Origin of the sequence: Paracoccus saliphilus (genome assembly GCF_028553805.1) — a bacterium.
In the GTDB taxonomy this organism is placed as follows: domain Bacteria; phylum Pseudomonadota; class Alphaproteobacteria; order Rhodobacterales; family Rhodobacteraceae; genus Paracoccus; species Paracoccus saliphilus.
On sequence record NZ_CP067140.1, the window covers coordinates 3,749,426 to 3,772,596 of the forward strand.

The 23,171-nt window shown below is 57.6% G+C and carries 22 protein-coding genes; 6 read left to right on the forward strand and 16 right to left on the reverse strand.

The genetic code is table 11. The features are described from left to right. Nucleotides 1-22 precede the first annotated feature (22 nt). Nucleotides 23-952 (reverse strand): LysR substrate-binding domain-containing protein, encoded by a 930-nt coding sequence (locus JHX88_RS17985; RefSeq protein ID WP_076527948.1) that lies wholly within the window; start codon nucleotides 950-952, stop codon nucleotides 23-25. 257 nt (nucleotides 953-1,209) lie between these two features. On the opposite strand from JHX88_RS17985, the gene JHX88_RS17990 reads away from it, so the two are divergent. Beyond that, nucleotides 1,210-1,596: a DUF488 domain-containing protein gene (locus JHX88_RS17990; RefSeq protein WP_141225913.1), complete on the forward strand. Its 387-nt coding sequence runs from the start codon at nucleotides 1,210-1,212 to the stop codon at nucleotides 1,594-1,596. 3 nt (nucleotides 1,597-1,599) lie between these two features. On the opposite strand, the gene JHX88_RS17995 is transcribed toward JHX88_RS17990, so the two are convergent. The 12 genes from JHX88_RS17995 to JHX88_RS18050 form a co-directional block, all read right to left on the reverse strand. Then, the gene (locus tag JHX88_RS17995; protein WP_076527946.1) at nucleotides 1,600-1,908 is read right to left on the reverse strand and encodes a YrhK family protein; all 309 of its coding nucleotides are present in this window, start codon (nucleotides 1,906-1,908) and stop codon (nucleotides 1,600-1,602) included. 48 nt (nucleotides 1,909-1,956) lie between these two features. Beyond that, a complete protein-coding gene (locus tag JHX88_RS18000) occupies nucleotides 1,957-2,364 on the reverse strand; it encodes an ion channel (RefSeq protein ID WP_141225912.1) in 408 nt (135 codons plus the stop codon). A gap of 193 nt (nucleotides 2,365-2,557) precedes the next feature. Continuing rightward, nucleotides 2,558-3,358 carry a formate dehydrogenase accessory sulfurtransferase FdhD gene (gene fdhD, locus JHX88_RS18005; protein WP_076527942.1) on the reverse strand — a complete coding sequence of 267 codons (801 nt, stop codon included), beginning with the start codon at nucleotides 3,356-3,358 and terminating at the stop codon, nucleotides 2,558-2,560. Between the two features lie 137 nt (nucleotides 3,359-3,495). Next, a complete protein-coding gene (locus JHX88_RS18010) occupies nucleotides 3,496-6,426 on the reverse strand; it encodes an ATP-dependent Clp protease ATP-binding subunit (RefSeq protein WP_076527940.1) in 2,931 nt (976 codons plus the stop codon). 74 nt (nucleotides 6,427-6,500) lie between these two features. After that, a complete protein-coding gene (locus JHX88_RS18015; RefSeq protein ID WP_076527938.1) occupies nucleotides 6,501-6,632 on the reverse strand; it encodes a DUF2474 domain-containing protein in 132 nt (43 codons plus the stop codon). Continuing rightward, nucleotides 6,632-7,636, reverse strand: a complete 1,005-nt coding sequence (cydB, locus tag JHX88_RS18020) for a cytochrome d ubiquinol oxidase subunit II (protein ID WP_076527957.1) — start codon at nucleotides 7,634-7,636, stop codon at nucleotides 6,632-6,634. The genes JHX88_RS18015 and cydB overlap by 1 nt, the downstream gene beginning before the upstream one ends. A gap of 4 nt (nucleotides 7,637-7,640) precedes the next feature. After that, complete coding sequence (locus JHX88_RS18025; protein WP_076527959.1) at nucleotides 7,641-9,029, reverse strand: cytochrome ubiquinol oxidase subunit I; 1,389 nt, start codon at nucleotides 9,027-9,029, stop codon at nucleotides 7,641-7,643. A gap of 39 nt (nucleotides 9,030-9,068) precedes the next feature. Beyond that, nucleotides 9,069-11,366: an FdhF/YdeP family oxidoreductase gene (locus JHX88_RS18030; protein WP_076527936.1), complete on the reverse strand. Its 2,298-nt coding sequence runs from the start codon at nucleotides 11,364-11,366 to the stop codon at nucleotides 9,069-9,071. Nucleotides 11,367-11,372: 6 nt separating this feature from the next. Further along, nucleotides 11,373-12,335 (reverse strand): Dyp-type peroxidase, encoded by a 963-nt coding sequence (locus JHX88_RS18035; RefSeq protein WP_076527934.1) that lies wholly within the window; start codon nucleotides 12,333-12,335, stop codon nucleotides 11,373-11,375. Between the two features lie 933 nt (nucleotides 12,336-13,268). Then, complete coding sequence (locus tag JHX88_RS18040; RefSeq protein ID WP_076527932.1) at nucleotides 13,269-14,939, reverse strand: recombinase family protein; 1,671 nt, start codon at nucleotides 14,937-14,939, stop codon at nucleotides 13,269-13,271. Nucleotides 14,940-14,955: 16 nt separating this feature from the next. Next, on the reverse strand, nucleotides 14,956-15,198 hold the full coding sequence (locus tag JHX88_RS18045; RefSeq protein WP_076527930.1) for a hypothetical protein: 243 nt from the start codon (nucleotides 15,196-15,198) through the stop codon (nucleotides 14,956-14,958). A gap of 251 nt (nucleotides 15,199-15,449) precedes the next feature. Continuing rightward, nucleotides 15,450-16,130, reverse strand: coding sequence for a hypothetical protein (locus JHX88_RS18050; protein ID WP_076527928.1), 681 nt, complete (start codon nucleotides 16,128-16,130; stop codon nucleotides 15,450-15,452). Between the two features lie 192 nt (nucleotides 16,131-16,322). Between JHX88_RS18050 and JHX88_RS18055 the strand changes: the two genes are divergently transcribed. The 5 genes from JHX88_RS18055 (at nucleotide 16,323) to JHX88_RS18075 (ending at nucleotide 18,827) form a co-directional block, all read left to right on the forward strand. Continuing rightward, nucleotides 16,323-16,529: a helix-turn-helix domain-containing protein gene (locus JHX88_RS18055; RefSeq protein WP_076527926.1), complete on the forward strand. Its 207-nt coding sequence runs from the start codon at nucleotides 16,323-16,325 to the stop codon at nucleotides 16,527-16,529. A gap of 203 nt (nucleotides 16,530-16,732) precedes the next feature. Continuing rightward, a complete protein-coding gene (locus JHX88_RS18060; RefSeq protein WP_076527923.1) occupies nucleotides 16,733-16,987 on the forward strand; it encodes a type II toxin-antitoxin system HicA family toxin in 255 nt (84 codons plus the stop codon). Beyond that, complete coding sequence (locus JHX88_RS18065) at nucleotides 16,984-17,331, forward strand: type II toxin-antitoxin system HicB family antitoxin (RefSeq protein ID WP_076527921.1); 348 nt, start codon at nucleotides 16,984-16,986, stop codon at nucleotides 17,329-17,331. The genes JHX88_RS18060 and JHX88_RS18065 overlap by 4 nt, the downstream gene beginning before the upstream one ends. Before the next feature lie 547 nt (nucleotides 17,332-17,878). Further along, the gene (locus tag JHX88_RS18070) at nucleotides 17,879-18,379 is read left to right on the forward strand and encodes an Hcp family type VI secretion system effector (RefSeq protein ID WP_076527919.1); all 501 of its coding nucleotides are present in this window, start codon (nucleotides 17,879-17,881) and stop codon (nucleotides 18,377-18,379) included. Between the two features lie 184 nt (nucleotides 18,380-18,563). Further along, the gene (locus JHX88_RS18075) at nucleotides 18,564-18,827 is read left to right on the forward strand and encodes a PAAR domain-containing protein (RefSeq protein WP_076527917.1); all 264 of its coding nucleotides are present in this window, start codon (nucleotides 18,564-18,566) and stop codon (nucleotides 18,825-18,827) included. Nucleotides 18,828-18,829: 2 nt separating this feature from the next. Here JHX88_RS18075 and JHX88_RS18080 read toward each other — a convergent pair whose 3' ends face one another. The 3 genes from JHX88_RS18080 to JHX88_RS18090 all read right to left on the reverse strand — a co-directional run bounded on the left by JHX88_RS18080 (nucleotide 18,830) and on the right by JHX88_RS18090 (nucleotide 23,148). Beyond that, nucleotides 18,830-20,164 (reverse strand): Tle-like phospholipase domain-containing protein, encoded by a 1,335-nt coding sequence (locus tag JHX88_RS18080; RefSeq protein ID WP_076527915.1) that lies wholly within the window; start codon nucleotides 20,162-20,164, stop codon nucleotides 18,830-18,832. Next, the gene (locus JHX88_RS18085) at nucleotides 20,165-21,025 is read right to left on the reverse strand and encodes a hypothetical protein (protein WP_141225910.1); all 861 of its coding nucleotides are present in this window, start codon (nucleotides 21,023-21,025) and stop codon (nucleotides 20,165-20,167) included. Between the two features lie 95 nt (nucleotides 21,026-21,120). Continuing rightward, on the reverse strand, nucleotides 21,121-23,148 hold the full coding sequence (locus JHX88_RS18090; RefSeq protein ID WP_076527911.1) for a type VI secretion system Vgr family protein: 2,028 nt from the start codon (nucleotides 23,146-23,148) through the stop codon (nucleotides 21,121-21,123). Between the last annotated feature and the right edge of the window lie 23 nt (nucleotides 23,149-23,171).

Sequence of the window (23,171 nt, forward strand, 5' to 3'; positions counted from 1 at the left end):
TTCTTCGTTCCCAAACTGAACTTCACACACTACGAAAATAGTCCGGCCGCTTCGCCCACGGATCATCCAGGATGCTCTGAAAATCAAGCTTCCCCGCGATCTTCCATGCCACGTGAGACAGCGCAGTCTGAGCCCCACGCTTGAGCCTGACCAAGCAGATATCTTCGACATGATCCGGGATGATCGGATGAGCAACCAACCCCGCCGCTCCGGTCCGGGCAGACAATGCGCTAAGCGGTATGATGCTGAAAGAACGCGCGCTCCGCACTTCGGCCAAAAGCACCCGCAACGCATTCGTCTCCAGCACCACGTTGGGCGCGACATCATGTGATCGGAATATCCCGTCCAGAACCTGACGGTTCCACATGTCGCGCGAAAGCAGGCAAAGCGGCAGATCGGCCACCTCTCCCCAAGAAAGTTCGCGCGGAAGCACGGCCTGTTCCGCCGCGATCAGGACATAGCGTTCGGCGAAGACGGGCAGTATATCATAAACCTCATCGCTCACGGAGCTGGCATACAGCATCGCAAGATGCAGTTCCTGGTCATCAAGCAGGTGGAGTATCTCGGGCGTGCTGAGTGATCGGACGTCCAGGGTAATGCGCGAGGTGATCTGTCTGTATTCCGCGCTCAGGATCGAGGCGGCGTGAATCGCGGTTGGAACCACGCCGATGGACAGGTGACCACTGGGTACATCACGGACCAGTTCCGCCTCCTGACGGAGTGCTTCCAGGGATTCGAGCGTCCGCCGAGCCCAGATGATCACCCGCTCACCTTCCGGCGTCATTCCTCGGAAACTACGATCTCGCTTGACGACGGTGATACCGAGCTCCCGCTCAAGCTCCCTGATCCCGTTCGACAGCGCCGGCTGCGACACATGGCAGCTTTCGGCAGCTCTGCTGAAATGTCGGTATTTGTTCAACGCGAGGAGATAATGGAGCTGTCGTATGAACATCGGATCCCCATTCCTGTTTCGGCAGGATGATCCTACAGACGATATCAGCAGCCGCAATCGTCTGATCCATGCGGGCAATATTCGCCAAGCATGGCCGACATGTTCCGGGCAACTCGTCATGACCGGGCCGGGAACCGGCAGCACCTCCATGCCCCGCGAAGGCCTGTCACGGATTCGACAAGATGATGTGAATCACCGACAATCCAGATGACAGCAGAAACCTATCGGCAGATTGACCTTCACAGGAGGCTGCAAACGTGATCGTCCCGCCTTTTCCCGTCTCCAACCTGCAACTGAAACGCGCTTACGAGTCGGCTGCGGCAGGCGATGGTCTCAGAATCCTCGTCGACCGTCTCTGGCCTCGCAGGTTACGCAAGCAGGATGCCGCGCTCGATGACTGGATGAAGGAGATCGCCCCGAGCACCGAATTGCGAAAATGGTTCGGTCACGATTCAGAGCGCTGGCCGGACTTCCGACGCCGCTACAGGGCGGAACTCCGACAGCACGAACGACAAATAGATCACATCCGCCAACTGGCCCGAACGAGGCGTGTCACTCTAGTCTACAGCGCACATGACGAGACACGGAATAACGCCGTCGTCCTGAAAGAAGTGCTGCTCGGCAAGACCGGCGTGAATCGATGATGCTCAGAAATCTCCCGCGCTTTCGAGAGGAATACGGCGGTCGGGGTGAAACCGCTTCAGATGTATGCGACGGGCCAGGCGGATGACCGGACGTATCAGCATTTCCACGCTCCCGATGATGAACAGCCAGGTTCCGGCCTCTGCCAGCGATCCGAACAGAAAGAATATGCTGCCAATAATGAACCAGACGCCGATCAGAATATCGTTCAATATGCTGAGCACCTCGTAGCGATCCCGGACAACCAGTTCGTCATGCCCGATATGGACAATCTCGCTCGAAAGCTTCTGGGGGGTCGTATCTGTGGTGGTCATGTTATCCTCTCCTGGATTGATATTCGGGAACGCAGCTGTCGATGGCGGTCAGGAGCCGCCTGATTTACGCACTGCATCTCGCCGCTCGTGGCTGCGATGGTAGAAGAACGCGCCAAACATCCCTGCGACCGTCGACACCACCGTGATTGCATAAACGTCAATTACGATACAAAGCGCCTGTCCCGCCGGTGTCACCGGGTTCGCCATGGATGTAGAGATCGTGACAAGCTGGGATGTGGTGAAATAGAATGCGTCCCAGAGATTGTGGATTTCCGTGCTCCCGTGGTCCTTCTCGAACAGATACAAGAGCAAGGTCGCGAACACATCCACCACCACGGTCAGGGATACTGCGGCAACCAACCTGTCCCGCAAATCGGAGTGGGTTGGGCTTGCGGCCTGAATAACGGCCCGGATGTCGCCAATCAGGCGCGGAAATATCGATTTCATTGATGGCATTGGATTTCGTTCTGGAATTTCACCTTGATCACGACAACAGAGTGGACTGCCAAAGGAGTTGAATCAACCGCGCGGCATTTTCGGGAAACGCATACCTGGGCATCGCCTCCCTAAATCCGAGTTTGGCCTCTTCCGATTGGTGGATCTGCGCGGAACAGGTCGCGTTGCCGCGCGAGCCAGTCAAACAGGTAGCTCATCCTTGCGATATTCTATATGGATGGCAGTAGCACTCGTAGGTGCCATTTCGCGCGAAACCGAGAACGGTGATGCCCGCCTCATGTGCAACCCGTATGGCTAGCGCTGTCGGTCCTGACACTGCGATGATCATGCCGCAGACCACCATGGCGGCCTTCTGCACCAACTCCACCGAAACACGCGATGTCAGGACGAAAGCACCGCTTTCCGGAGCGCAACCCATATTCTCCACGCATCCTACAAGCTTATCGAGTGCATTATGCCGCCCGACATCCTCGCGCACGGCGACAATGCCCTTCTTCGGCGACAGGAAACCCGCAGCATGCATCGATCCGCTTCGCATGTGCAGTCTTTGCTGGTGCCGTAGAAGAGTTGTTGCCCGGGAAGCCAGGGTTTCAGAGATCAAGGCTCCTGACCCAGACATTCTCGGCACCGACCGCATGGCCTCCTTCAGACTTTCGATGCCGCATAACCCGCATCCGACCGGGCCGGCCATTGCTCGACGCCTTGCAGCCATCGCATCGGCACGATCCTTCGATATCCAGAGACGGGCTTCAAGGCCGTCCTCGCAAGCCACGATCTCCACCTGTTCGATGTCCCCGATCGTGTCGACAATACCTTCAGTTCGCGCAAAGCCAATCGCGAGGTCCTCCAGCGAGGCGGGAGTTGCCATCAATACAGCGTAGGTGCTTCCATTCACCGTTATCGCGACGGCGGTTTCTTCCGGCAATACGCGCGGCGCCCTACCGGCATCCGTAAATGTCGCTGAACAGATCGGAAACTCGTTCAAGCTTAACATGGCTATCTCCTTCGCGTGTTTAGCCCGCCGGAAACCCGCACCCAACCGCGTGGCCATTGCCGCCGGTGCGCATACAAGCGGCTTCGCGCAACGAGAATGCCGTCACCGGACAACCCGGAAATAACACCAGCCATGAGTCAGCCGCTACCTTTTGACGCTGTACCATTTTTCGAGGCACGGCCGCGCTTCGCTGTTTTGGCGTCCATCGGCTTCATCGCAAGAGTAGCTTCAGCCGCTGCGGCTTCATCTACAGCGGTTTCGTCGGCGCCTTCTTCGGCTGCGATGGCGTTATCACTTGTCTGAGCTTTGTCAGGAGGGGACGGCTCGGTTGACGGCCCGGCCTGTTTACCATCGGACGGAGCTTGCGGGCCGGTTTCCTCGGGTTTGGCGGCCTTCTCGACATTGAGCTCCAGTTGACCGTCGGCGACAGTCACCTTCACCTTGTCGCCCTCATGCACCTCGTCGTCCAACATCTTCCGGGCGAGAATGGTCTCGACCGAGGAACGGATCAGCCGCCGCAGTTCACGGGCGCCGAATTCCGGCTTGTAACCCTCGTTCGCCAGCCGCTCGATGGCGCGATCATCGAATTCGAGCGTCACACCCTGACCAAGCGCCATGTGCTTCACCCTTTCGAGCTGCAGTTCCACGATGGAACGGATCTGCTTTCGGTCGAGCGCATGGAAGACGATGACCTCATCAATCCGATTGATGAACTCGGGACGAAAATGCCCGCGCAGCACATCCATCAGATCGCGTTTCAATCGCCCGTCATCGGCATCCGCCGTTCCACGCCGTTTCATCTCGGCCTGAATCAGATCGGCGCCGAGATTTGAGGTCGCGATAATGATCGTGTTGGTGAAATCAATCACCCGTCCCTTGCCATCGGTCAGCCGGCCATCGTCGAAGACCTGCAGCAACACGTTGGCCACATCGCCATGGGCCTTCTCGATCTCATCCAGCAGAACCACGGAATAGGGCTTGCGGCGGACCCTTTCGGTAAGCTGGCCACCCTCGTCATAGCCGACATATCCCGGCGGCGCGCCGATCAGCCGGGCGACTGTGTGCTTCTCCATATATTCCGACATGTCGATGCGGATGATCGCATCCTCATCACCAAACACGCTCGAGGCGAGCGCCTTGGCAAGTTCGGTCTTCCCGACTCCGGTCGGGCCAAGGAACAGAAAGGACGCGATTGGCCGCGCGCCCTCGCGCAGCCCCGCGCGCGCAAGGCGTACCGCGTCGGACACCGCCTTCACCGCTTCGTCCTGCCCGATGACACGGTTATGCAGCGTGTCCTCCATCTGCATCAGCTTGGTGCGCTCCTCGGAAGTCAGCTCCGACACCGGGATACCCGTCAACTTGGCCACGATATCGGCTATATCCTCGATCCGCACTTCATCCGAGCGCGAACGGCGGTCGCTGCGCCAAGCTTCCTCGGCGTCGTCGAGCCGCTTCCGCGCGGCATCACGCCGGGATTCGATATCCTTCTGCCGGTCTTCGTCCTTGCGTGTCTTCGCATAGTCCAGCTCGCGGTCGAGCTGGCGGAACTCAGCTTCGGATTCCTGCACCTCGGGCGGACGGGAGGTGGTGGCCATTCGTACCCGCGCAGCTGCCTGATCCAGCAGGTCTATGGCCTTGTCAGGCAGGAAACGGCCGGTGATGTAGCGGTCGGAGAGCTCGGCCGCCGCGGTGACCGCCGGATCGCTGATGACCACCTTATGATGCGCCTCGAACGTATCGCGCAAGCCGCGCAGGATCATCACGGTCTGATCCACGCTCGGCTCCGGCACCATGACCGGCTGGAAGCGGCGTTCAAGGGCCGCGTCCTTCTCGATATGTTTCTGGTATTCGTTGAGCGTTGTCGCACCGATCAGATTCAACTCACCTCGTGCCATCGCGGGCTTGAAGGTATTGGCGACATCCAGTCCACCTTCGTTCGCCCCGGCGCCGACGATGGTATGCACCTCGTCGATGAAGAGGATCATACTGTCCGAAGCAGATTCTACCTCGTCCAGAACGTTTTGCACGCGCTCTTCGAACTCACCGCGATACTTCGAGCCGGCGACGAGCGCGTTGACGTTCAACTCGACCAGCCTCTTGTCGCGCAGCGTCTCGGGCACTTCGCCCGCAATGATGCGCTGTGCCAGGCCCTCGACGATGGCGGTCTTTCCGACGCCGGGCTCCCCGATCAGCACTGGATTGTTCTTCTTGCGCCGCGCAAGCACCTCTATCGTCGTCTCGATCTCCCGTGCCCGTCCAATCACGGGGTCCAGCTTGCCATCCCTGGCAAGCTTGGTCAGGTCGCGCGCCACCTTGTCCAATTCAGGGGTGTCCGAGGGACGGTCCACCTCGCCGGACTCCGCTCCCTTGCCGACGACCTTAGCGATCTGCTGACGAAGCGCATGCGGCGTCAGCCCGTATTTCTTCAGGATCTCGGCAGCGAAACCCTCCCCTTCTTCCGCAAGACCTACCAGCAGGTGTTCGGGTCCGACATAGGAATGCCCCATGTCACGCGCGGCGGCGAGTGCGCGGCTGAGCGCATCCTTGACACGGGGGGTCACCCCCATCTCCTGGGGTTCTTTGTCGGTCGCATCGCCCCTGGGAGCATTTTCATCGATATAGCGCCGGAGATCCGCAGGACTCACCTTCACTTGTTCAAGGATGGCCTGCACGACATCCGTATCGGCAAGCGCGTACAGCAGGTTCTCGGTATCGACATCGCCACGGCCCCGCTCCTGCGCATGGCGTGCGGCCTCCTGCAACATTTCCTTGGCACGTTCGGAGAGCACGTCCACGACATTGACGGTCTCGCGCGGGCTGCGCGGACCGAGGTGAAAATCATTATCTCCGTCCGCGCCCTGCCAGAGATTTCCCATCATGCCGCTCATCAGCGGATGATTGGAGAAGAGCGACTCGAACGGTGAGCGCGCCGCGCCATGCTGCCGGGCGCGCAGTTTTTCGTAATCCTCGTCGCATAGCTCGAGTGTCCGCCGTCTTCCGTTGACATGAGCCTGAACCCTGACGGTCGCAGGTTTTTTCCCGCAAATATCGCAGATGCCGTCACTCATGGTATTTCTCCTTTGATTTGTCGACTTCGTGGGCCGGTTCACAAAGCGTCCATCCAGATCAATTTCCGACAAGCTTAGCCATGATTTGCACCATTGGAGAGAACGAGCCGCAGGAGCCCTGCGACAGCACCGAGCGCAAGCACGCTCAGGCCCCAGATGACAACCATCCAGAACAGCCGTTTCCAGAGAGGGGACAGGGCAGCCATCAGTGATACCCCTCGATTCCAGCCTTGCCGCGAAAAACCCTGTAAGCCCAGCCTGTATAGGCAAGGATCATCGGCACGATGACAACCGCGCCCGCCAGCAGGAAGATCTGACTTGCGCGCGGGGCGGCGGCATCCCAGATCGTGACGGCCTGCGGTACCGCATAGGGAAACATGCTGATCCCGAGACCAACAAAGCCCAGCAGGAACAGGATGAGCGCCATCAGGAAGGGCATCCGCTCGTGACCTTTCGCGAGGCTCTGGAAAAAAATCCCGGCACAGATCACCGTCAGGACCGGAACCTGCGCGGTCAACAGCACCTGCGGCAACTCGAACCAACGTCGCCAATAGTCGATATGCAAGAACGGTGTTGCAAGGCTGACGGCCGCGAGCGCCGCAAATGTCGCGATACCCAGCCGAAACGCCATGCGACGCGCATGGGCTTGCGCCGTGCCCTCAGTCTTCCAGATCAGCCAGGTCGCCCCCAGCAGGCCATAGCCTAGCAGGACGGATACACCGGTCAGCAGACTGAATGGACTCAGCCAGTCAAGCCATCCGCCCGCATAAGCGTCATCCTCGACCCGGATGCCCTGAAGAAGGGCGCCAAGCGTGATCCCCTGCGACAGCGCGGCGATGACCGATCCCAGCGTGAACGCGATATCCCAGAATTTCCGGTGGCCGGGATCGCGCCAGCGAAACTCGAAGGCGACGCCCCGGAAAACGAGGCCGAGCAGCATGGCGATGATCAACGGATAGGTCGCCGGCAGGATGATCGCATAGGCCAGCGGAAATACTGCCATCAGCCCGCCTCCACCAAAGACGAGCCAGGTTTCGTTGCCATCCCAGACCGGCGCGATGGAGTTCATCGCCTGGTCGCGCTCTTCCCCGGCTTTAAGGCCCGGAAACAGGATACCGATCCCCAGATCAAATCCGTCCATCACCACATAGGCAAAGACCGCGAAACCGATCATGCAGGCCCAGATGACAGTCACATCGATACTTGCCATGATCTCAGCCCCCTTTCGAAGATGCGGCATCGACCCCTGAGGCAGGGGTGATCCCGGCGGCGCGATGCGGCTGGTTCGCTAGCAATGCTTCACCCCGCTGTGGCGGTTTCGACATCAGGCGCAGCAGGTAATAGATGCCCGCCCCGAATACGAAGAAATAGACCACCACGAAGGCGATCAGCGATGCCGCGACGGCAGGGGCCGCCAGGGGTGAATGGGACTCGGCCGTGCGCATCAGGCCATAGACGGTAAAGGGTTGCCGGCCGACCTCGGTCGTGACCCAGCCCGCGATCACGGCCACCAGGCCCGAAGGTCCCATCACGACAGCCGCGCGGTGCATCCACCTCGAATCATAGAGTGTGCCCCGCCATCGCGTCACTAGGCTCCAGAGGCCAATGGCAAGCATTGCGAATCCCAACCCGACCATGATGCGGAAAGACCAGAACACGATTGGCACCGGCGGCCATTGATCTCTTGGGAAATCGATCAGGCCGGGAAGCGGGGCATCGAAGTCGTGCTTGAGGATCAACGACCCGAGCTTTGGAATGGCCACCTCGTAGCGCACCCGCGCCTCTTCGCTGTCGGGAAAGCCGAACAGGATCAGCGGTGCGCCCTCTGGGCTGGGTTGGTAATCGCCCTCCATCGCCAGAACCTTGACCGGCTGGTGTTCGAGCGTATTGAGGCCGTGCTGATCCCCCGCGACGATCTGAAGCGGTGTCACCAGCGCCGCCATCCACATCGCCATCGAGAACATCTTGCGCGCACCGGGATTCGTGCGATCCTTCAACAGATGCCAGGCGCCGACCGCCCCGACGATGAAGGCCGTGGTCAGGAACGCCGCCAGGACGGTGTGAACCAGCCGATACGGAAAACTCGGATTGAAGACAATCGGCCACCACGAACCCGCGGGCACGAATTGTCCCGCGTCATTGATGGCATAACCCGCAGGCGTCTGCATCCAGCTGTTGACCGAAAGGATCCACGTCGCCGAGATCAGCGTGCCGAGCGCGACCATGCAGGTGGCAAAGAAATGCAACCGCCTGCCGACCTTGTTGATGCCGAACAGCATCACGCCCAAGAATCCGGCTTCCAGGAAGAAGGCGGTCATCACCTCGTAACCCATCAGCGGGCCGATGATCGGCCCCGCGCGATAGGAGAATTCCGACCAGTTGGTGCCGAACTGATAGGACAGCACCACGCCTGATACGACACCCATGCCGAACACGACCGCGAAGATCTTCAGCCAGTAGCGGAAGAGATTGGCATAGACCCCCTTGCCGGTCTTCAGCCACAGCCCTTCCAGCACCGCCAGGAAGCTGGCCAGCCCGATCGAGATGGCCGGAAAGATGAAATGGAACGAGACGGTAAATGCGAACTGGATGCGCGCCAGCATCACCGGATCAAGCTGCTCGAACACGCCTCGCTCCTTTCGTTAAACATCAAAGTCCCTGTGCATTGCGGCCTGGCTTTCTACGATACGCACGGGAATGGACTTGGCGGCCGGTGTGCCGCTGATCTCGTCGAAATATTCAAGCGGCAGGAGCGGATTGAGCTCGGGGTAATAGCCGGCGACCGCACCTCGCGGCATGGGATAATCGATTACTGTCAGCCCCGGGACCCGACGTTTCACATCGTCATCAAAGATTGTTTCCAGCGTCACGGTCGCCCCATCCTCCAGCCCCCGCACGGCTCGATCCTCGGCATTCATGAACAGCACCATGCGGTCATTATATACCCCGCGATACCTGTCATTGTAACTGTAAATGGTCGTATTGAATTGGTCATGCGACCGGACAGTCGCTAGGCGCAGCATGCCAGGATCGGACACGGGCTCGTTCACATGTAGTCCCGGAAAGACGAGGAAATTCGCCTTGCCGCTCGGTGTCGGCCAATCACGGCGGCGCGGCGGCACATCCAGATGAAAGCCCTCGGGATAGCGGATCTTGTCGTTGAAATCTCGATAAATCTCCGGATAGACTTCCGAGATTTTGAAACGGATGCGATCATAATCCGCGATAAAGCTTTCCCACGGAACCCTGCTGTCAGGCAATGCGGCCATCGCCATCCGACAGACAATCTCCACCTCTGGCTTCAGATCCGGGCTGGCAGGCTCAAGAACACCGCGCGAGGCCGTCACATTGGCCATCGAATCTTCGATGGTGACGAATTGTTCGCCTCCCGAGGTACGGATCACCTCCGATCGCGCGATGACCGGAAGAATCAATGCTTCCTTACCATGAACGAGATGGCCGCGATTGAGCTTGGTGGTGATGCCGACCGTCAGGTCGAGCTTACGCATTGCCTGATAAGAACGTTCGGTATCGGGGATCGCACGGACGAAATTCCCGCCCATGCCGATGAAGACGCGAGCGGTGCCCTTCTCCATCGCCTCGACGGCTTCAAGCGTATGATGGCCCCAGTCGCGCGGTGGCTCAAAGCCGAAAACCTCGCGAACCTGGTCGAGATATTCCTGCGAGGGCCGTTCATCGATGCCCACGGTCCGGTCGCCCTGCACGTTGGAATGCCCCCGGATCGGTGAAATCCCCGCGCCCGGTTTGCCGAAATTGCCCCGCAGAAACAGCAGATTCGCCACCTGCTGCAAGAGGCGCGATCCTTCCTGGTGCTGTGTCAGCCCCATGCCGTAGCAGATCATCGTCGCCCCGGAACGGATATAGATTTCAGCGACACGCCGGATCTGCTCTTCCGAGACGCCCGAAATCTCGACAATTTCGGCCCAGTCCTGGGCCATCACCTCGTCGCGCACCGCGTCAATGCCCGTGGAATGATCGTTGATGAAATCCCAGTCGATGACATTTTCGCCAGCCGCATCGCGTTCGAAAATGACCTTCATCATGCCCTTGAACAACGCCAGATCACCGCCGATGCGGATATGCACGAACTCGCTGGCGATCTCGGTCGAGCCGAAGGTCGCCATCTGCACAATGTCCTGCGGATCGGCAAAGCGGACCAATGCACGTTCAGGCATCGGGTTGACCGCCACGATGGGCACGCCGCGCTTTCGCGCCTCGACCAGGTTCGTCATCATGCGCGGCGAGTTCGTCCCGGTGTTCTGTCCGATCACGAAAATCGCCTCGGCGTGATCGAAATCCTCCATCACCACCGTGCCCTTGCCCACCCCTATCGAAGGCGGCAGTCCGCGACTGGTGGGTTCATGACACATGTTTGAGCAGTCAGGGAAATTGTTGGTGCCGAACTCGCGCACGAAAATGGAATAGAGAAACGCCGCCTCATTCGGTGTGCGTCCCGAGGTGTAGAACTCGGCCTGATGCGGGCTGTCGAGCGCGCGCAGATGGCGGCCGATCAGGTCGAACGCATCATCCCATGTGCAGGGGACATATTTATCGGATGCCGCGTCATATCGCATGGGTTCCGTGAGGCGGCCCTGCATTTCCAGCCAGTGATCGGATTTCTCCATCAATTCGGAAACCGTGTGAGCCGCAAAGAACTCGCGGGTAACCCGATATCTGGTCGCTTCGAAGGCCAATGCCTTGGCACCGTTTTCGCAGAATTCCAGTTTTTTGCGGCAGGCGGGATCGGGAAAGGCACAACTGGGACATTTGAACCCGCCCGGCTGGTTCATCGACAGCAAGGCTTTGGACCCCTTGGTCAGAACGCTCTGTTGCATCAACACCTTGGCGGTCGCCGCCGTTGCCCCCCAGCCACCGGCCGGGCTCTCATAGGTTTTGTATCTGGGTTTACCATTGGCCACGGCATCTTACTCCTGCAGGTTTTCCGAGGTGGCCGGCGCCCCCTCTACAAGCGTCTCGAGCAGGGTGAACGAAGGCACGAAAAAGAGCCCCCCCGTCACCGCACTACTGAAATCGAGAAGACGGTCGTAATTGCCGGGCGGCTTTCCGACGAACATGTTCTCGAGCATCATCTCGATGCGATGCGGAGAACGGGCATAGCCAATGAAATAAGTACCGAATTCTCCCTTGCCGACATCTCCGAAAGGCACGTTGTCGCGGAGGATCTCCAGCTCTTCCCCGTTTTCGACGATGGTTGTCAGGGCATTATGCGCCGAACTTGGCTTTTCATCGTCGTCGAGTTCGATATCCGACAGCTTTTTCCGGCCAATAATCCTTTCCTGCTCCTCCACCGGCAGAGCATTCCATTTTTCCAGGTCATGCAGGTATTTCTGAACGATCACGTAGCTGCCGCCCTGGAAGTCCAGGTCATCTTCTCCGATGATCGTGGCCTCCACCGCAGCCTCACCGGTCGGATTCTCCGTTCCATCGACGAATCCCAACAAATCGCGCTGATCGAAATAGCTGAAACCATGCACCTCATCGGCGATTGAGATGGCATCTCCCAGACGCTGCACGATTTGGCTCGCGAGTTCGAAGCACAGATCCATTCGCGCGGCCCGGATATGGAACAGAATGTCGCCAGGTGTTGCGACAGCGTCATGAACACCGTGAAACTCACGAAAAGGATGCAGTTCCCTGGGTTTCGGAATTCCGAAAAGACGGTCCCATGCATCGGAGCCAAAACCCGTCACGCAGGACAGTTCGCCGTTGGGATCGCGAAAACCTACCGCACGCAGAAGCCCGGACAGATCCCCGCACAATTTCCGCACCCTTTTCTGGTTTTGCCCGTCCGGGTGAATTGTGGCAATCAGGAAGATGGCAGAGCGGGTCAATCGGGCATCGATCGGCTGTGACTTTATGGATGGCACCTACAACTCCCTAGCATTCATGATCCGGTGTCGTCGCATGTCGCACAAAGCCAACGGGCCTCATAAAGGAAGTGGAACCGTCACTTCCGCTCACGATTTCGTAAAATCCGACAGCAGCGCCTTTCAATAACCTCGCAACCTTAGATCTGCGTGTGTTTCAGGTCTAATTTTTTGCGTGAATATTTTGATAAGGAGCAGTTATCAAAATTCGAGACCTCCATTTGAAAGGCTGAATGAGGCCGTCAGCCACAGGATCACGCAAGCCGGCTGTGATTCGGCGCGAGAGCACGACGCCGATAGGAGCCACAAGTCGCTGAAACAGAATAGGTGACTGAAGCCACTCGCAAAGGTAGATCCAATCGCCCGGGCACCGGCTGGTTCTGCGTAAACTCGAGGCGAAAGAGACCAAAGCCGTCGCCATCGCACTTGCGAATCACATGGCGCGGACGATGTATGTGCTCTTGCGCGACGAAACGAGTTACAAACCGCAAGTCGGGACAATGCTGGCGAGCGACCTCAGCGTTCACGCCGATGGCGGATGCAAGCGCTCCGCGGCCAATGAGGCAATTGTCGGGGTACGATGCCGTCATAGAGACACACCGACTTCTCGCGGCCGTGTTTCAGAAAATGGATTCTCAACTTGGTGAGTGTCCAGTGAACCCGCCCTGCGACTGCTGTCAATCGCCCCATTCCGGTGCCGCTCAAGGCGCGGCGGATAGTGAAGAACGGCTCGAAGATCTGCGCTTTGTTGCCCACCGAAATGCCGCGCCGATCCGGTTGGCGCTTGCGTTTTGGTTGCGGGTTCTGCCACCCCGATTTGAACCTTTGATTGGTTAATATATTGATATTACTTGATAAGACGCTCCAGTTCTGGCGTTCTTCGAGCAAATGCTAGAAGCGCACCATTTGGCGAGCTGTGTGTAAGCTACTAATTTATATGGATGTTTTTGGATCTAATTGGTTGCGGGGGCTCGCTTCCACTGCTGTCATAAGAGGGATTTCCGGCTGCCCGCCCTCCTCGGCCCTGGCGAAATCGAGGATGCCCATCAACTCGCCGCGTAGCTTGGCATGCACCTCGCCCCGACCGTCGCCGGGGGTGAGAACAATCTCCCCGATGAGGGAGCGGAGCGCCTCTGCCGCCTGTCGGCCGCCATCCGGATCGTCCAGGGCTTCCGTAAAGCGTTCGACTCGGAGCCGGTAGAGATGAGCGATGTTCGGGTGCATATCGGGGATGTCAGCCGGAGCCTCCACCATACGTGCCGTGATCTCCACCTTCTGTCGCTCAAGCTCGTCCATGCGGGCCTTCATGGAGGGCTGATACATGCCGTCCTCGATCGCGGCGAGGATCCCCGCGATGGCCTTCTCCACCTTGGCAAGTGCCTTGCGATCCCCTTCCATCTGCGCGCGGCGATCACGGTTGAGCCGGTTCATTTCCTCGGCATAGGCGCGCACGGCTTCCGCAACCGCGTCCGTTGAGACCAGCCGTTTCCTGAGCCCGGTCAGAACACGCGCCTCGATCTTGTCGCGGGTGATGGTGCGGTTGTTGTCACAGGTGCCGCGCCGGTGATGGTTGAGACAGCCATAGCGCGCGGTCGTGATGATCCCGTATCTGCCACCACAGCAACCGCAGCTCAGCAGACCGGACAGCAGCGCGACCGGCCGGTTCGCCAGATGCATCCGCTTCATGCGCCCCTCACGGGTATTGGCCGGGTTCGGCCCGAAGATTTTGGCGATCTGCTTCTGACGGGCACGGACGGCATTCCAGAGCCCATCATCGACGATCCGCAGATGCGGCACCTCTGTCCTGATCCATTCGCCTTCCGGGTTGATGCGGGAGACTCGCTTGCCGGTGCTCGGGTCCTTGATGAAATGCATCCGGTTCCAGACCAGGACACCGGCATAAAGCTCGTTATTGACGATGCCGGTGCCGCGCGAGGCATGGCCGCGAATGCTGGTGTCGCCCCATGCCCGGCCGAGCGGGCCGGGAATGCCGTCGCGGTTCAGATCGACGGCGATGGCTTTCGGACTTTTGCCGGAAGCGAACTCGCGGAAGATGCGGCGGATGATCTTGGCTTCCTCGGGCACGATCTCGCGATCGCCCCGGACCGGTTCGCCATTGGCGTCCGTCCTCTTCATCACCCTGTAGCCGTAGCAGAGGCCGCCGCCGGCCTTGCCCTTCTCCACCCTGCCCCGCAGCCCGCGATGAGTCTTCATCGCCAGGTCCTTCAGGAACAGCGCATTCATCGTGCCCTTGAGCCCGACATGCAGCTCGGAGATTTCGCCCTCGGCCAGGGTGACGATCGTGACGCCCGCGAATTTGAGTTGCTTGTAGAGCGTGGCGACATCGGCCTGGTCACGGCTGATCCGGTCCAGTGCCTCGGCCAGCAGGATGTTGAACTCCCCCTGCTGCGCGTCGCGCATCAGCCGCTGGATGCCCGGTCGCAGGATCGTGCTGGCCCCGGAGATCGCCGCATCCTCATAGGACCCTGTAATCTGCCACTGCTCCCGCCGCGCATGGTCCCGGCAGAGTCGGAACTGATCTTCGATCGATGACTCGCTCTGGTTGTCGGAGGAATAGCGGGCGTAAAGCGCAGTCCGGGTCATGGCATTCTCCCTTCGGTCAATCCGGGTCTTCGGCCCCTGCCCCGTCGCGGGAAGGTGGCGCATTGTCATTGGCGGCGCGGAACGCCTTCTCGTGATCTTCCCGGGCCATGCGCCGACCGATCAGCCGGGCGATGGACAGCACCACCGCGTCCAGCCGTGCGGATGGTGACGCCCCCTGCCCGCTATCCTGCCCGTCGGGTGGGCGGTTGTCATTGGCCGGCCTATCTTTTCCCGGCCCGGTCTGCCCCTCGTCCTCCATGCCTCTCCCTCTCTGCACGATGGGAACGGGTATGAAACGGCACGGAAGAGATGAAACCAAACAATAAATCCGCTCATGCGGCCATGGCGGGATATCGGATAGGAATCGGAGGGTTTGCGTCTGCAGTCTCACACCGATTTCTTTTGAGGCACCACAGCGCATCAGGAGAGTGATTCTCGGCACATTCACCGTAGCAGACGCAATGCATCACGGCACCAGAGAGGTCTCCTCCGGAGCAAATGCCGGCGCATCTATGGCTCCATAGGCTCTTTGCTCGGCATGAAACTGTCGGGCCAGAGGCTTTGCCCGATCTGCACAAGATCGAGGAGCGCCAAGCGGATTTCCCGCCAGGGAAATTCTTCGCAATCCTCGGAGGTCTGACCTTCTCGCAGGATCATGTCGAGCTTGCCCGCCACACCAGCAAGGGTCGTTGCCGGCGTCACCGTCAAGGCGTCGATCAGCTGTTGCGCTTGATCAGCAGCCGCCAGTTCTTCGCGCCGTGCCGAGGAGTAGCCAACCAAGGCATCGGCTTCTGCCCAGCGGGCCTGACGAGCAGCAAATTCAAGCTTTGCCTTTATGCATGCCCCGGCCAATGCGGGATTATCATCGAGCAGGTCCTCGATATCGTCCTCTTGGGACAGGATAACGGCCGTGCCATCATCATCCAATTCAACCATCACGCGAGGAAAACCGATTGTTCGCATCAGCAGTGCCTCAAGGTGCTGTTGTTGTCGACAGAGCGCATCCGTTTGATGATGGACGGCCTGCCAGTCCCGCCACAGCGCCAAGGCAGGATCGGGCTGCTCGGCTCCTGCCTCCGCAACAGGGCCAATGATCTGAAATGGCACGGACATCATGCCCGCTGCTGTTGCTTTCAGTGCCTTCCGGCGCGTGACGGCAGCGTGAATTCGTGTATGGTCGGAATCAGCCATGATCCGAGCTCCTAACAGCTTGGGTTGCGGTCAGGTCGGACAAGATGGTGCAAACATCTTGTTCGACCGAGTTCGTTGTTGCGGCATTCAACCTTTGATAATTTGTAGAAGATCGAACCAAAAGTCAACCAATGAGACAAACATTTGTCCAATAATAAAATATCTGCCGCGCAATGTCGAGGTGCTCGAGCCATGCTCGGCATAAGCCAACGTCAATTGGCCGAAGTCGCGAGGGTCTCGCGCCCCACAATCGTAGACTTCGAGCGAGAAGCTCGCGTACCCCACCCTAACAACTTGGAGGCAATTCGTTCGGCTTTGGAAGCCGCTGGGGTCGAGTTCATCCCGGAAAATGGTGGCGGACCTGGCGTGAGACTAACTCAAGTACGAAATTATTCGTGAATTGCCGTCTATCAGTAACAAGTCTCCGCCCACTGCTAGCGCGCTGGCTGAATTGCTTGCCCCCGGTTGTACCACCACCGGCCACGAATATTGCCTTCCCAATAGCCCGTGCTGGCAAGCGCAGTGGTCTTCCTGCACGCTCCTTCGGGTAACCGCTATCAATTTGCGCTTGCATTTTTGATGAGCCGCGCCATATTGCTAGCATGAACAGCAAGCAGAAGAAGATATTGGCCGCGATCTTCAAAGATCCCGTATCCGGGACAATCGACTGGGCGGCAATCGAAAGCCTACTTGTTGCGGTCGGGTGCAGAACCATTGAAGGAAACGGTTCGCGCGTTCGGTTCGAAAAGGACGGTGTTATTGCCAGCTTTCATCGCCCGCATCCGGCCAAGGAAGCAAAACGGTATCAGGTCCGGGATGCCAGATCGTTCCTGATCCAGATTGGAGTTGAGCCATGAACACCATGACTTACAAGGGGTATCATGCCCGCATCGAATACGATGACGACGATGCAATTTTCGTTGGTCACATTGCCGGTATAACTGATGAGGTCGGTTTTCACGCCGAGACCGTACCGGATCTCAAGGGCGCCTTCCACGAGGCAGTAGACGACTATCTCGAAGCTTGCACCAAGATTGGCAAGGAGCCTCAGAAACCATATTCCGGGAAAGTCATGTTCCGGATTTCGCCAGAGGTTCACCAGAAAGCGGCTCTGGCCGCTGAACTGTCGGGCAAGAGCCTCAATCAATGGGCTGAGGAAGCATTGGCTGGCGCCGCCTCTCACGTTCACCCGGCAGAGTGACGCGGCTTCCCGGTCATGGTCGCGACTGGATGAAAGTTCAGGGGCAGGTCAGTCACCAACCCAACATTCGAATGGACCACTGGGATGATGCCGCGTATGATTTGCCCATAGTTGCATTCTCACACCCTATGCACCTTCGGTGCTGACGCTTCGCGTAAAGATGATCACCATCTCATTGAAATCGGGAAGTTTTACTCAAATTGAAGCACTTACACTCGATACTACCGGTGCTGACGAGATTGAGGACACGGCGTCGAAAATCCATTTCTTTACAGAAGCTTATTTATAAAAATCTTGTATTCAGACAGATTTGCATTCTGACAGTCAGTCAAACGGAGCAACCCTGTCAGCTGGAGCCGACCTGTAGCGGAGAACATTGAGCCTCGCCGAATTCGTGGCAAGGACACCCTGGAGCATAACGATGTTAGCTACCCGAGATGCAGGAGAAATGCGTCGGAGGTGACCTAACGTCAATATGGAAAATTGACCGGATTCCACCTACAAAAGCAAAGATTTCATACGCCATTGTAATAGAGGGACGATTTTCATGGCTGTCGATATTTTTCTTAAACTTTCGAACAGTATTCGCGGTGAATCGCAGGACGAGACACATCGTGACGAGATCGACGTGCTTGCCTGGAACTGGGGCCTGACCCAATCCGGCACGACGCATATCGGCTCGGGCGGCGGCGGCGGCAAGGTCAATGTGCTGGACATCACGCTGACCAAATATGTCGACCTGGCCACCAATGACCTGATCAAGCGCTCGACCTCGGGCGAGCATATCGAGAATGGCGAATTGATCGTCCGCAAGTCGGGCGGCGCGGCCCCGGTCGAGTATTTCCGGATCAAGATGGAAAACATCATGATCACCAGCTACAATACCGGCGGCGCGAAGGACGGGCTGGACCGCATCCAGGAAACCCTGACGTTGAACTTCCGCAAGTTCGAAGTGCTTTACACGCTGCAGGAGGAATCCGGCGCGCCCGGGGCCGAAACCACGACGGGCTGGGATGTCGCCGAGAACAAGGAATGGGGCACCGCCTAAGCCTCCGTTCTTACGATCTGGGCAGGATCGACGCTGTCTGGTGCCGACCTTGCCCACGTCGTCCTCATACACCTGAATGGTTCAGTCTTGGCAACAATTTCCCTTCATGTAGGACGACGGCATTGGGAGTATGATCCGAATTGACGGGTCAGGAACACCGCACGGACAATAAGGAATTCAGATAATGCAGCCCGTAGCAAGACGCACTGACGAACACGATTGTCCGCTGCACGGTAAGAACCGGATAGCCGATGTCGCTGCTCGCATGAAACTGGACGGAATGGAAATTGCAACGGTGGGCGATGTGACGGAATGCGGAGCAGTCATCACCACTGGATCGCCCGTCAATATGATTGACGGGCGGCGTATAGCCCATATCGGTAGCCAAACCTCACATGGTGGCTTTATCACCACCGGATCAGTGACAGAAAAAGTCCGTTCAGGCTGAGCCTAAGCCGGGAAAGACGCCTCGTAGGTTGCAATCACAACGTCCATGCCGTGATATTCGGCGGAATGCAGAAAGGCGTCAGTGACAAGTGCAATCTCAGGGCGAAGATCGGCCATAAACATGTTCCATATTCTAACCCATTGCGAGATAACATTTTGCCCATACCAAGGCAGATCATCCAGCGCTCTCTCACCGTAGCGCTGCTTCAGCCAATGAAGCAAGCGTTCCGCAAATTGCGAAATAGTCGCTGAGGCGAGGAGCATCCCGTCCAACTCAGCCAGTAGCGGCACACGCGACTTTCCATTTGCATTCTGCATTGGGAAAAGCTTTGTCAGATCCGAGCCTTGCGCACCAAGATTTCCGCCCGGACTTTTGCCACGCACTCGCTTCATTGTTCCTAGTGAGGGCGGCATAGCAGCCATCCCAAGGCTGCGTGAGGCATGGCGGAACACCGCGCCAATGAAGGGCATCGTAGCGGTATGGCTTTGCAATGTCGTCAGAACTTCATCCTCAACTGCAAAGCAATTGATCGTGCCGCTACTCAAAGTTGCCGGGACAACGGTGTTGGCATTCACCCCGGCGGCGTTGAAGGTGATCGCGTGGAATATCACGTCAGGATAATTATGGTCTAGATAACAGCACACGGCTGCGGCAAGTCCACCGCCAAGCGAATGACCGCTAATCTCCATGCGCTTGTCCGCCAGCGCAAGAATCTTATTATCAACACATAGCGAACCAAATTTCATTGCCTGATCATATTGCGGCGAACCACGTCCGAGGCCCTGATAGAGATTGCTGACCCAGTCGCCATTCTCTCTTGCCATAATGTCGGCGTTCATTGTCAGATTGAAGATGAATCCATCTGCTGCAACGCGTCCTGCCTCGTTCAGAATGTTGATGGGAGTGAAGCCCATATTCAAAAACTCTTCCCGAGTGTACTCTTCCTCTCTAGCTGGCACGGTCGGATCAAAAAGCTTGTTGAAATGGAAGGTCCACCATGCTCCCATTTGAACCCGGATACTCGCAGAGAACCCAAGGTCACGCATGTCTTCGAAATCGGTTCCCCGAAAGACTAGGCAGGGCGGACAAGAGGGCGCCTTGGCATCCGCCGGATCCCAAGATTTGACTTTATAGAGGCGCGCGACCAGACCAGTGCCGGACTGCTGGTTCTCTTCCTCCCAGGTTTCCCAATTCTGTTCTACCTCGGTCATCTTATTGGGGTAGAAGGTTTTAAAGCCCCCGTCAGGAGCAGGGTTCTTATAGATGTGCTTGCAGAGATAGGCGGCTTGACGCCAGCAGGAATTCCATTTGGCATCACCGGGATGTGTCGAACTCATTTACTTCACCCGATCAGAGCGGATTTCGTCCCAAGGGATTTCACCAGGTTCCGGATCGCTCCAGTGATCCTTGAAAATGCGCGGAGTTCGAACATCGTGGGTGGCCGTTTCTATGTAGTGAGGATTGCGCTTCAGAACGCGCATCGCGATCCGCTTGATTTCACGGCTGGCATCGTCCCTCCGCTGCGCATAACCGCCAAGGGCAGTCAGGAAGTGCTCTAGCTCCAATTGGGACCTGTTGTCGAAATAACCGGATTCGATCAGTTCGTCGAGCAGAGCAAAGGCCTGCGCGCGCGCTAGAGCGTCCACCGCATTGCCAGAATATTCTCCGCTGCTCTTGTCAACAACAGGCAGCCAAGGATCGGCGCCGGCTGCAAGTACCATGCGCAACCCTTCATAATTCTTCGATAGCGCAATGCCCTCGGGCAGCACAACGCGCAGACCGTGTAAGAGCTTTCCGTTTTCGTCGAGTCCCCCCGTGCCGTTCGGGTTACCGCCATGTTCCAAATATGACGCGATCACCCTGTTGATACCGGGCTGATCCAGAATATCCCCCCCAGACAGGGTTAGGTAATAGACGAAATTCCGGTCTGATCCGCTTACCTTGTCAGGTATCGAGGTATCGGCCCCTGCTGCGAGAAGCGCATCAACTGCAGCAATATTACCTGCAGACAGAGCGTGAAACAGAAGTGTGATGTCCTTTCCATGGCGTTGATCGATCCGCTCGCCCAGCCAGGCGACATCGTCCAGTGCGATCTTATCACCCCATTCGATTTTTTGGGCGAGCTTGTGAATGTCCGGATCGTAATTCGGGTCTTCGCGTTGGAATAGACGATCAGCACGATACGCGGGTTCAGTCAAAAGTGCCTCCCTTAGCCAGTGTGGGGGGGAATGAAATACGAACGCGGTTCCAGCGACAAGGCAAAGCACCAGAACGAGATAGACCACCCGCCGCATCAATTGTTGATCTTCACGAAATCGGACAAAAGACGGAGCATTTGGTCCATATTAACAATACCAACCTTGCCGTTCACCGTGATGTTTCCGCCCTTGTCCAACGTCACGACGCTTTGCCCGCATTTGAGAGTGATCTGCTCGCCGGCATCGAGGATGAAGTTCTTACGGACGTCAATGTAATAACTTTCTCCCACCGAAGTTGATTTTACTTTAGCCAGCAATTCGGAGCCGTTACGGCCAATATTCGTATTGATGTCGCGCTCGACCGCGACTTCCAGGTTTCCCGTGCCGCTGTCGCCGATAGTGCCTCCGATCATATCGGCAGTTCCGCCAATACCGTCCGTTGTGCGACTTGCATCTGCCGGGGTCAACTTTCCTCGATGACCGGGGCCGACCGAGATCCGCATATCGCCGCCTACGACCTGACTAAAGACGTTATGCACTTCGCTTCCCTTCGAGTCCCCAATACTTTCGACCTTATTGTAGTTCACTCGCTCGGTTCGGTGATGCTCGATTTTGGTGTTCATGTCGCGTTGTGCGTGGATGAAGACTTCTTCCTCATCCTTTTCGTCTTCAAAGCGAATTTCATTGAATCCCTGGCCATTATGCGTATCGGATTTAAACGTCGCTCGTGTCTTGCCTGCGGGCAATGAGTATGGAGGCTTGTTCTTGCCATTATAGACGCAACCAGTGACCAACGGTTTATCCGGATCGCCTTCCAGGAACTCAACAACCACCTCCATGCCGACCCGAGGGATCACCATTCCACCCCACCCGTTGCCGGCCCAGCTCTGCGAAACCCGACACCGCATTGAGTTCGCCTTGTTCAGGTCCCAGTGGAAACGTACGAGGATCCTGCCATATTCATCGACATCTATCTCACCCTCCCCCACAACCATCGCAGTCTGCGGGCCGTAGACACGCGACAGGGGCGTACGTTTCGGCGGCACCATCGGCGCAGCATCCGGCATAAGCGTGTATGCTCCAGAATAACTGTAGCCGTCGCTTTCCTTGCCCCCGCTGCCATAGGCTTCGCTGATAAAGCTATGAGTAACAGCAAGGCAGATATGGGTTTCCCCATAACCAGGAACCTTGTCTCCGGTAAGTTTCACGCGGTAGCCCGATGATAGACCAACGCAATCACCCACAGCCCGGATACGCTGATCAGCACCACGTTCCTGCCGCGTGCGCATGCGGGTGACAGGTTTTCCCGCTGCTTCGGTGGTATAGTCTCCAGGCCAATCATAGGCTTCGATCTGCCCATAGGGATGCTGCGCATCCCCTAAATGCTCGGTCTCCATCTTTTGAAACGGCAGTTTGAAATTGTAATCAGTCTGGCGAACCGCCCCGGTCGTCAGGTTTCGTTCCGGCTTCCATTCCCAGAAATGCTCTCGATCATAGTTGTGATGGCCATCCGCTGGTCTGAACTCACGCTCTCCTATCACGTGGAGGTTAAGCTCCTCATCGGTTATCGCGAGCGTATGGCAGCCTACAACATGCCGAAAGTAGAAAGAGATGCCATGGCGCTCAAGCTGACGGCGGGCAAAGTCCAGATCGGTTTCTGAATGTTGAACCGTATATTCTTGCACCGGGTATTCTCGAACCAATCTGATTTCAAATGCAGGGTCGCCAAGGCCAGCGTAATCGACGAGCAGTTCTCGCAAAATCTGATCAACGGTCTTATTGTGCCAGATGCGCATGTTGCGGCGTTTCCCGGCGAGCGCAATCCAAGGCTGAAGCCTCAGATTATAGCGATACCCGTTTTCGCTGGCTCCCGCCCAACTCACATGCGTCACGATACCATCGAAACAACAGATACCATCCCGACCTTCGATCTCAACTGTGGCGTGCGTGCCCAGGAGGCTGTTGAAGTCTAGATCGTCTTTCGTGGAGAGCGCTTCTACCCGGTAATCAAACAAGTCGTTGAGCGCGTCCGTTCCCTCAAAACGTAGCAGGGCCAGCACGTTTTCGCCCAGAGATGTCGAAAGGCGGCCGAGCCGTCCGGCTTGTTTAAAAGGTACGTTCATAAAATTCCTAACAATCATCACGC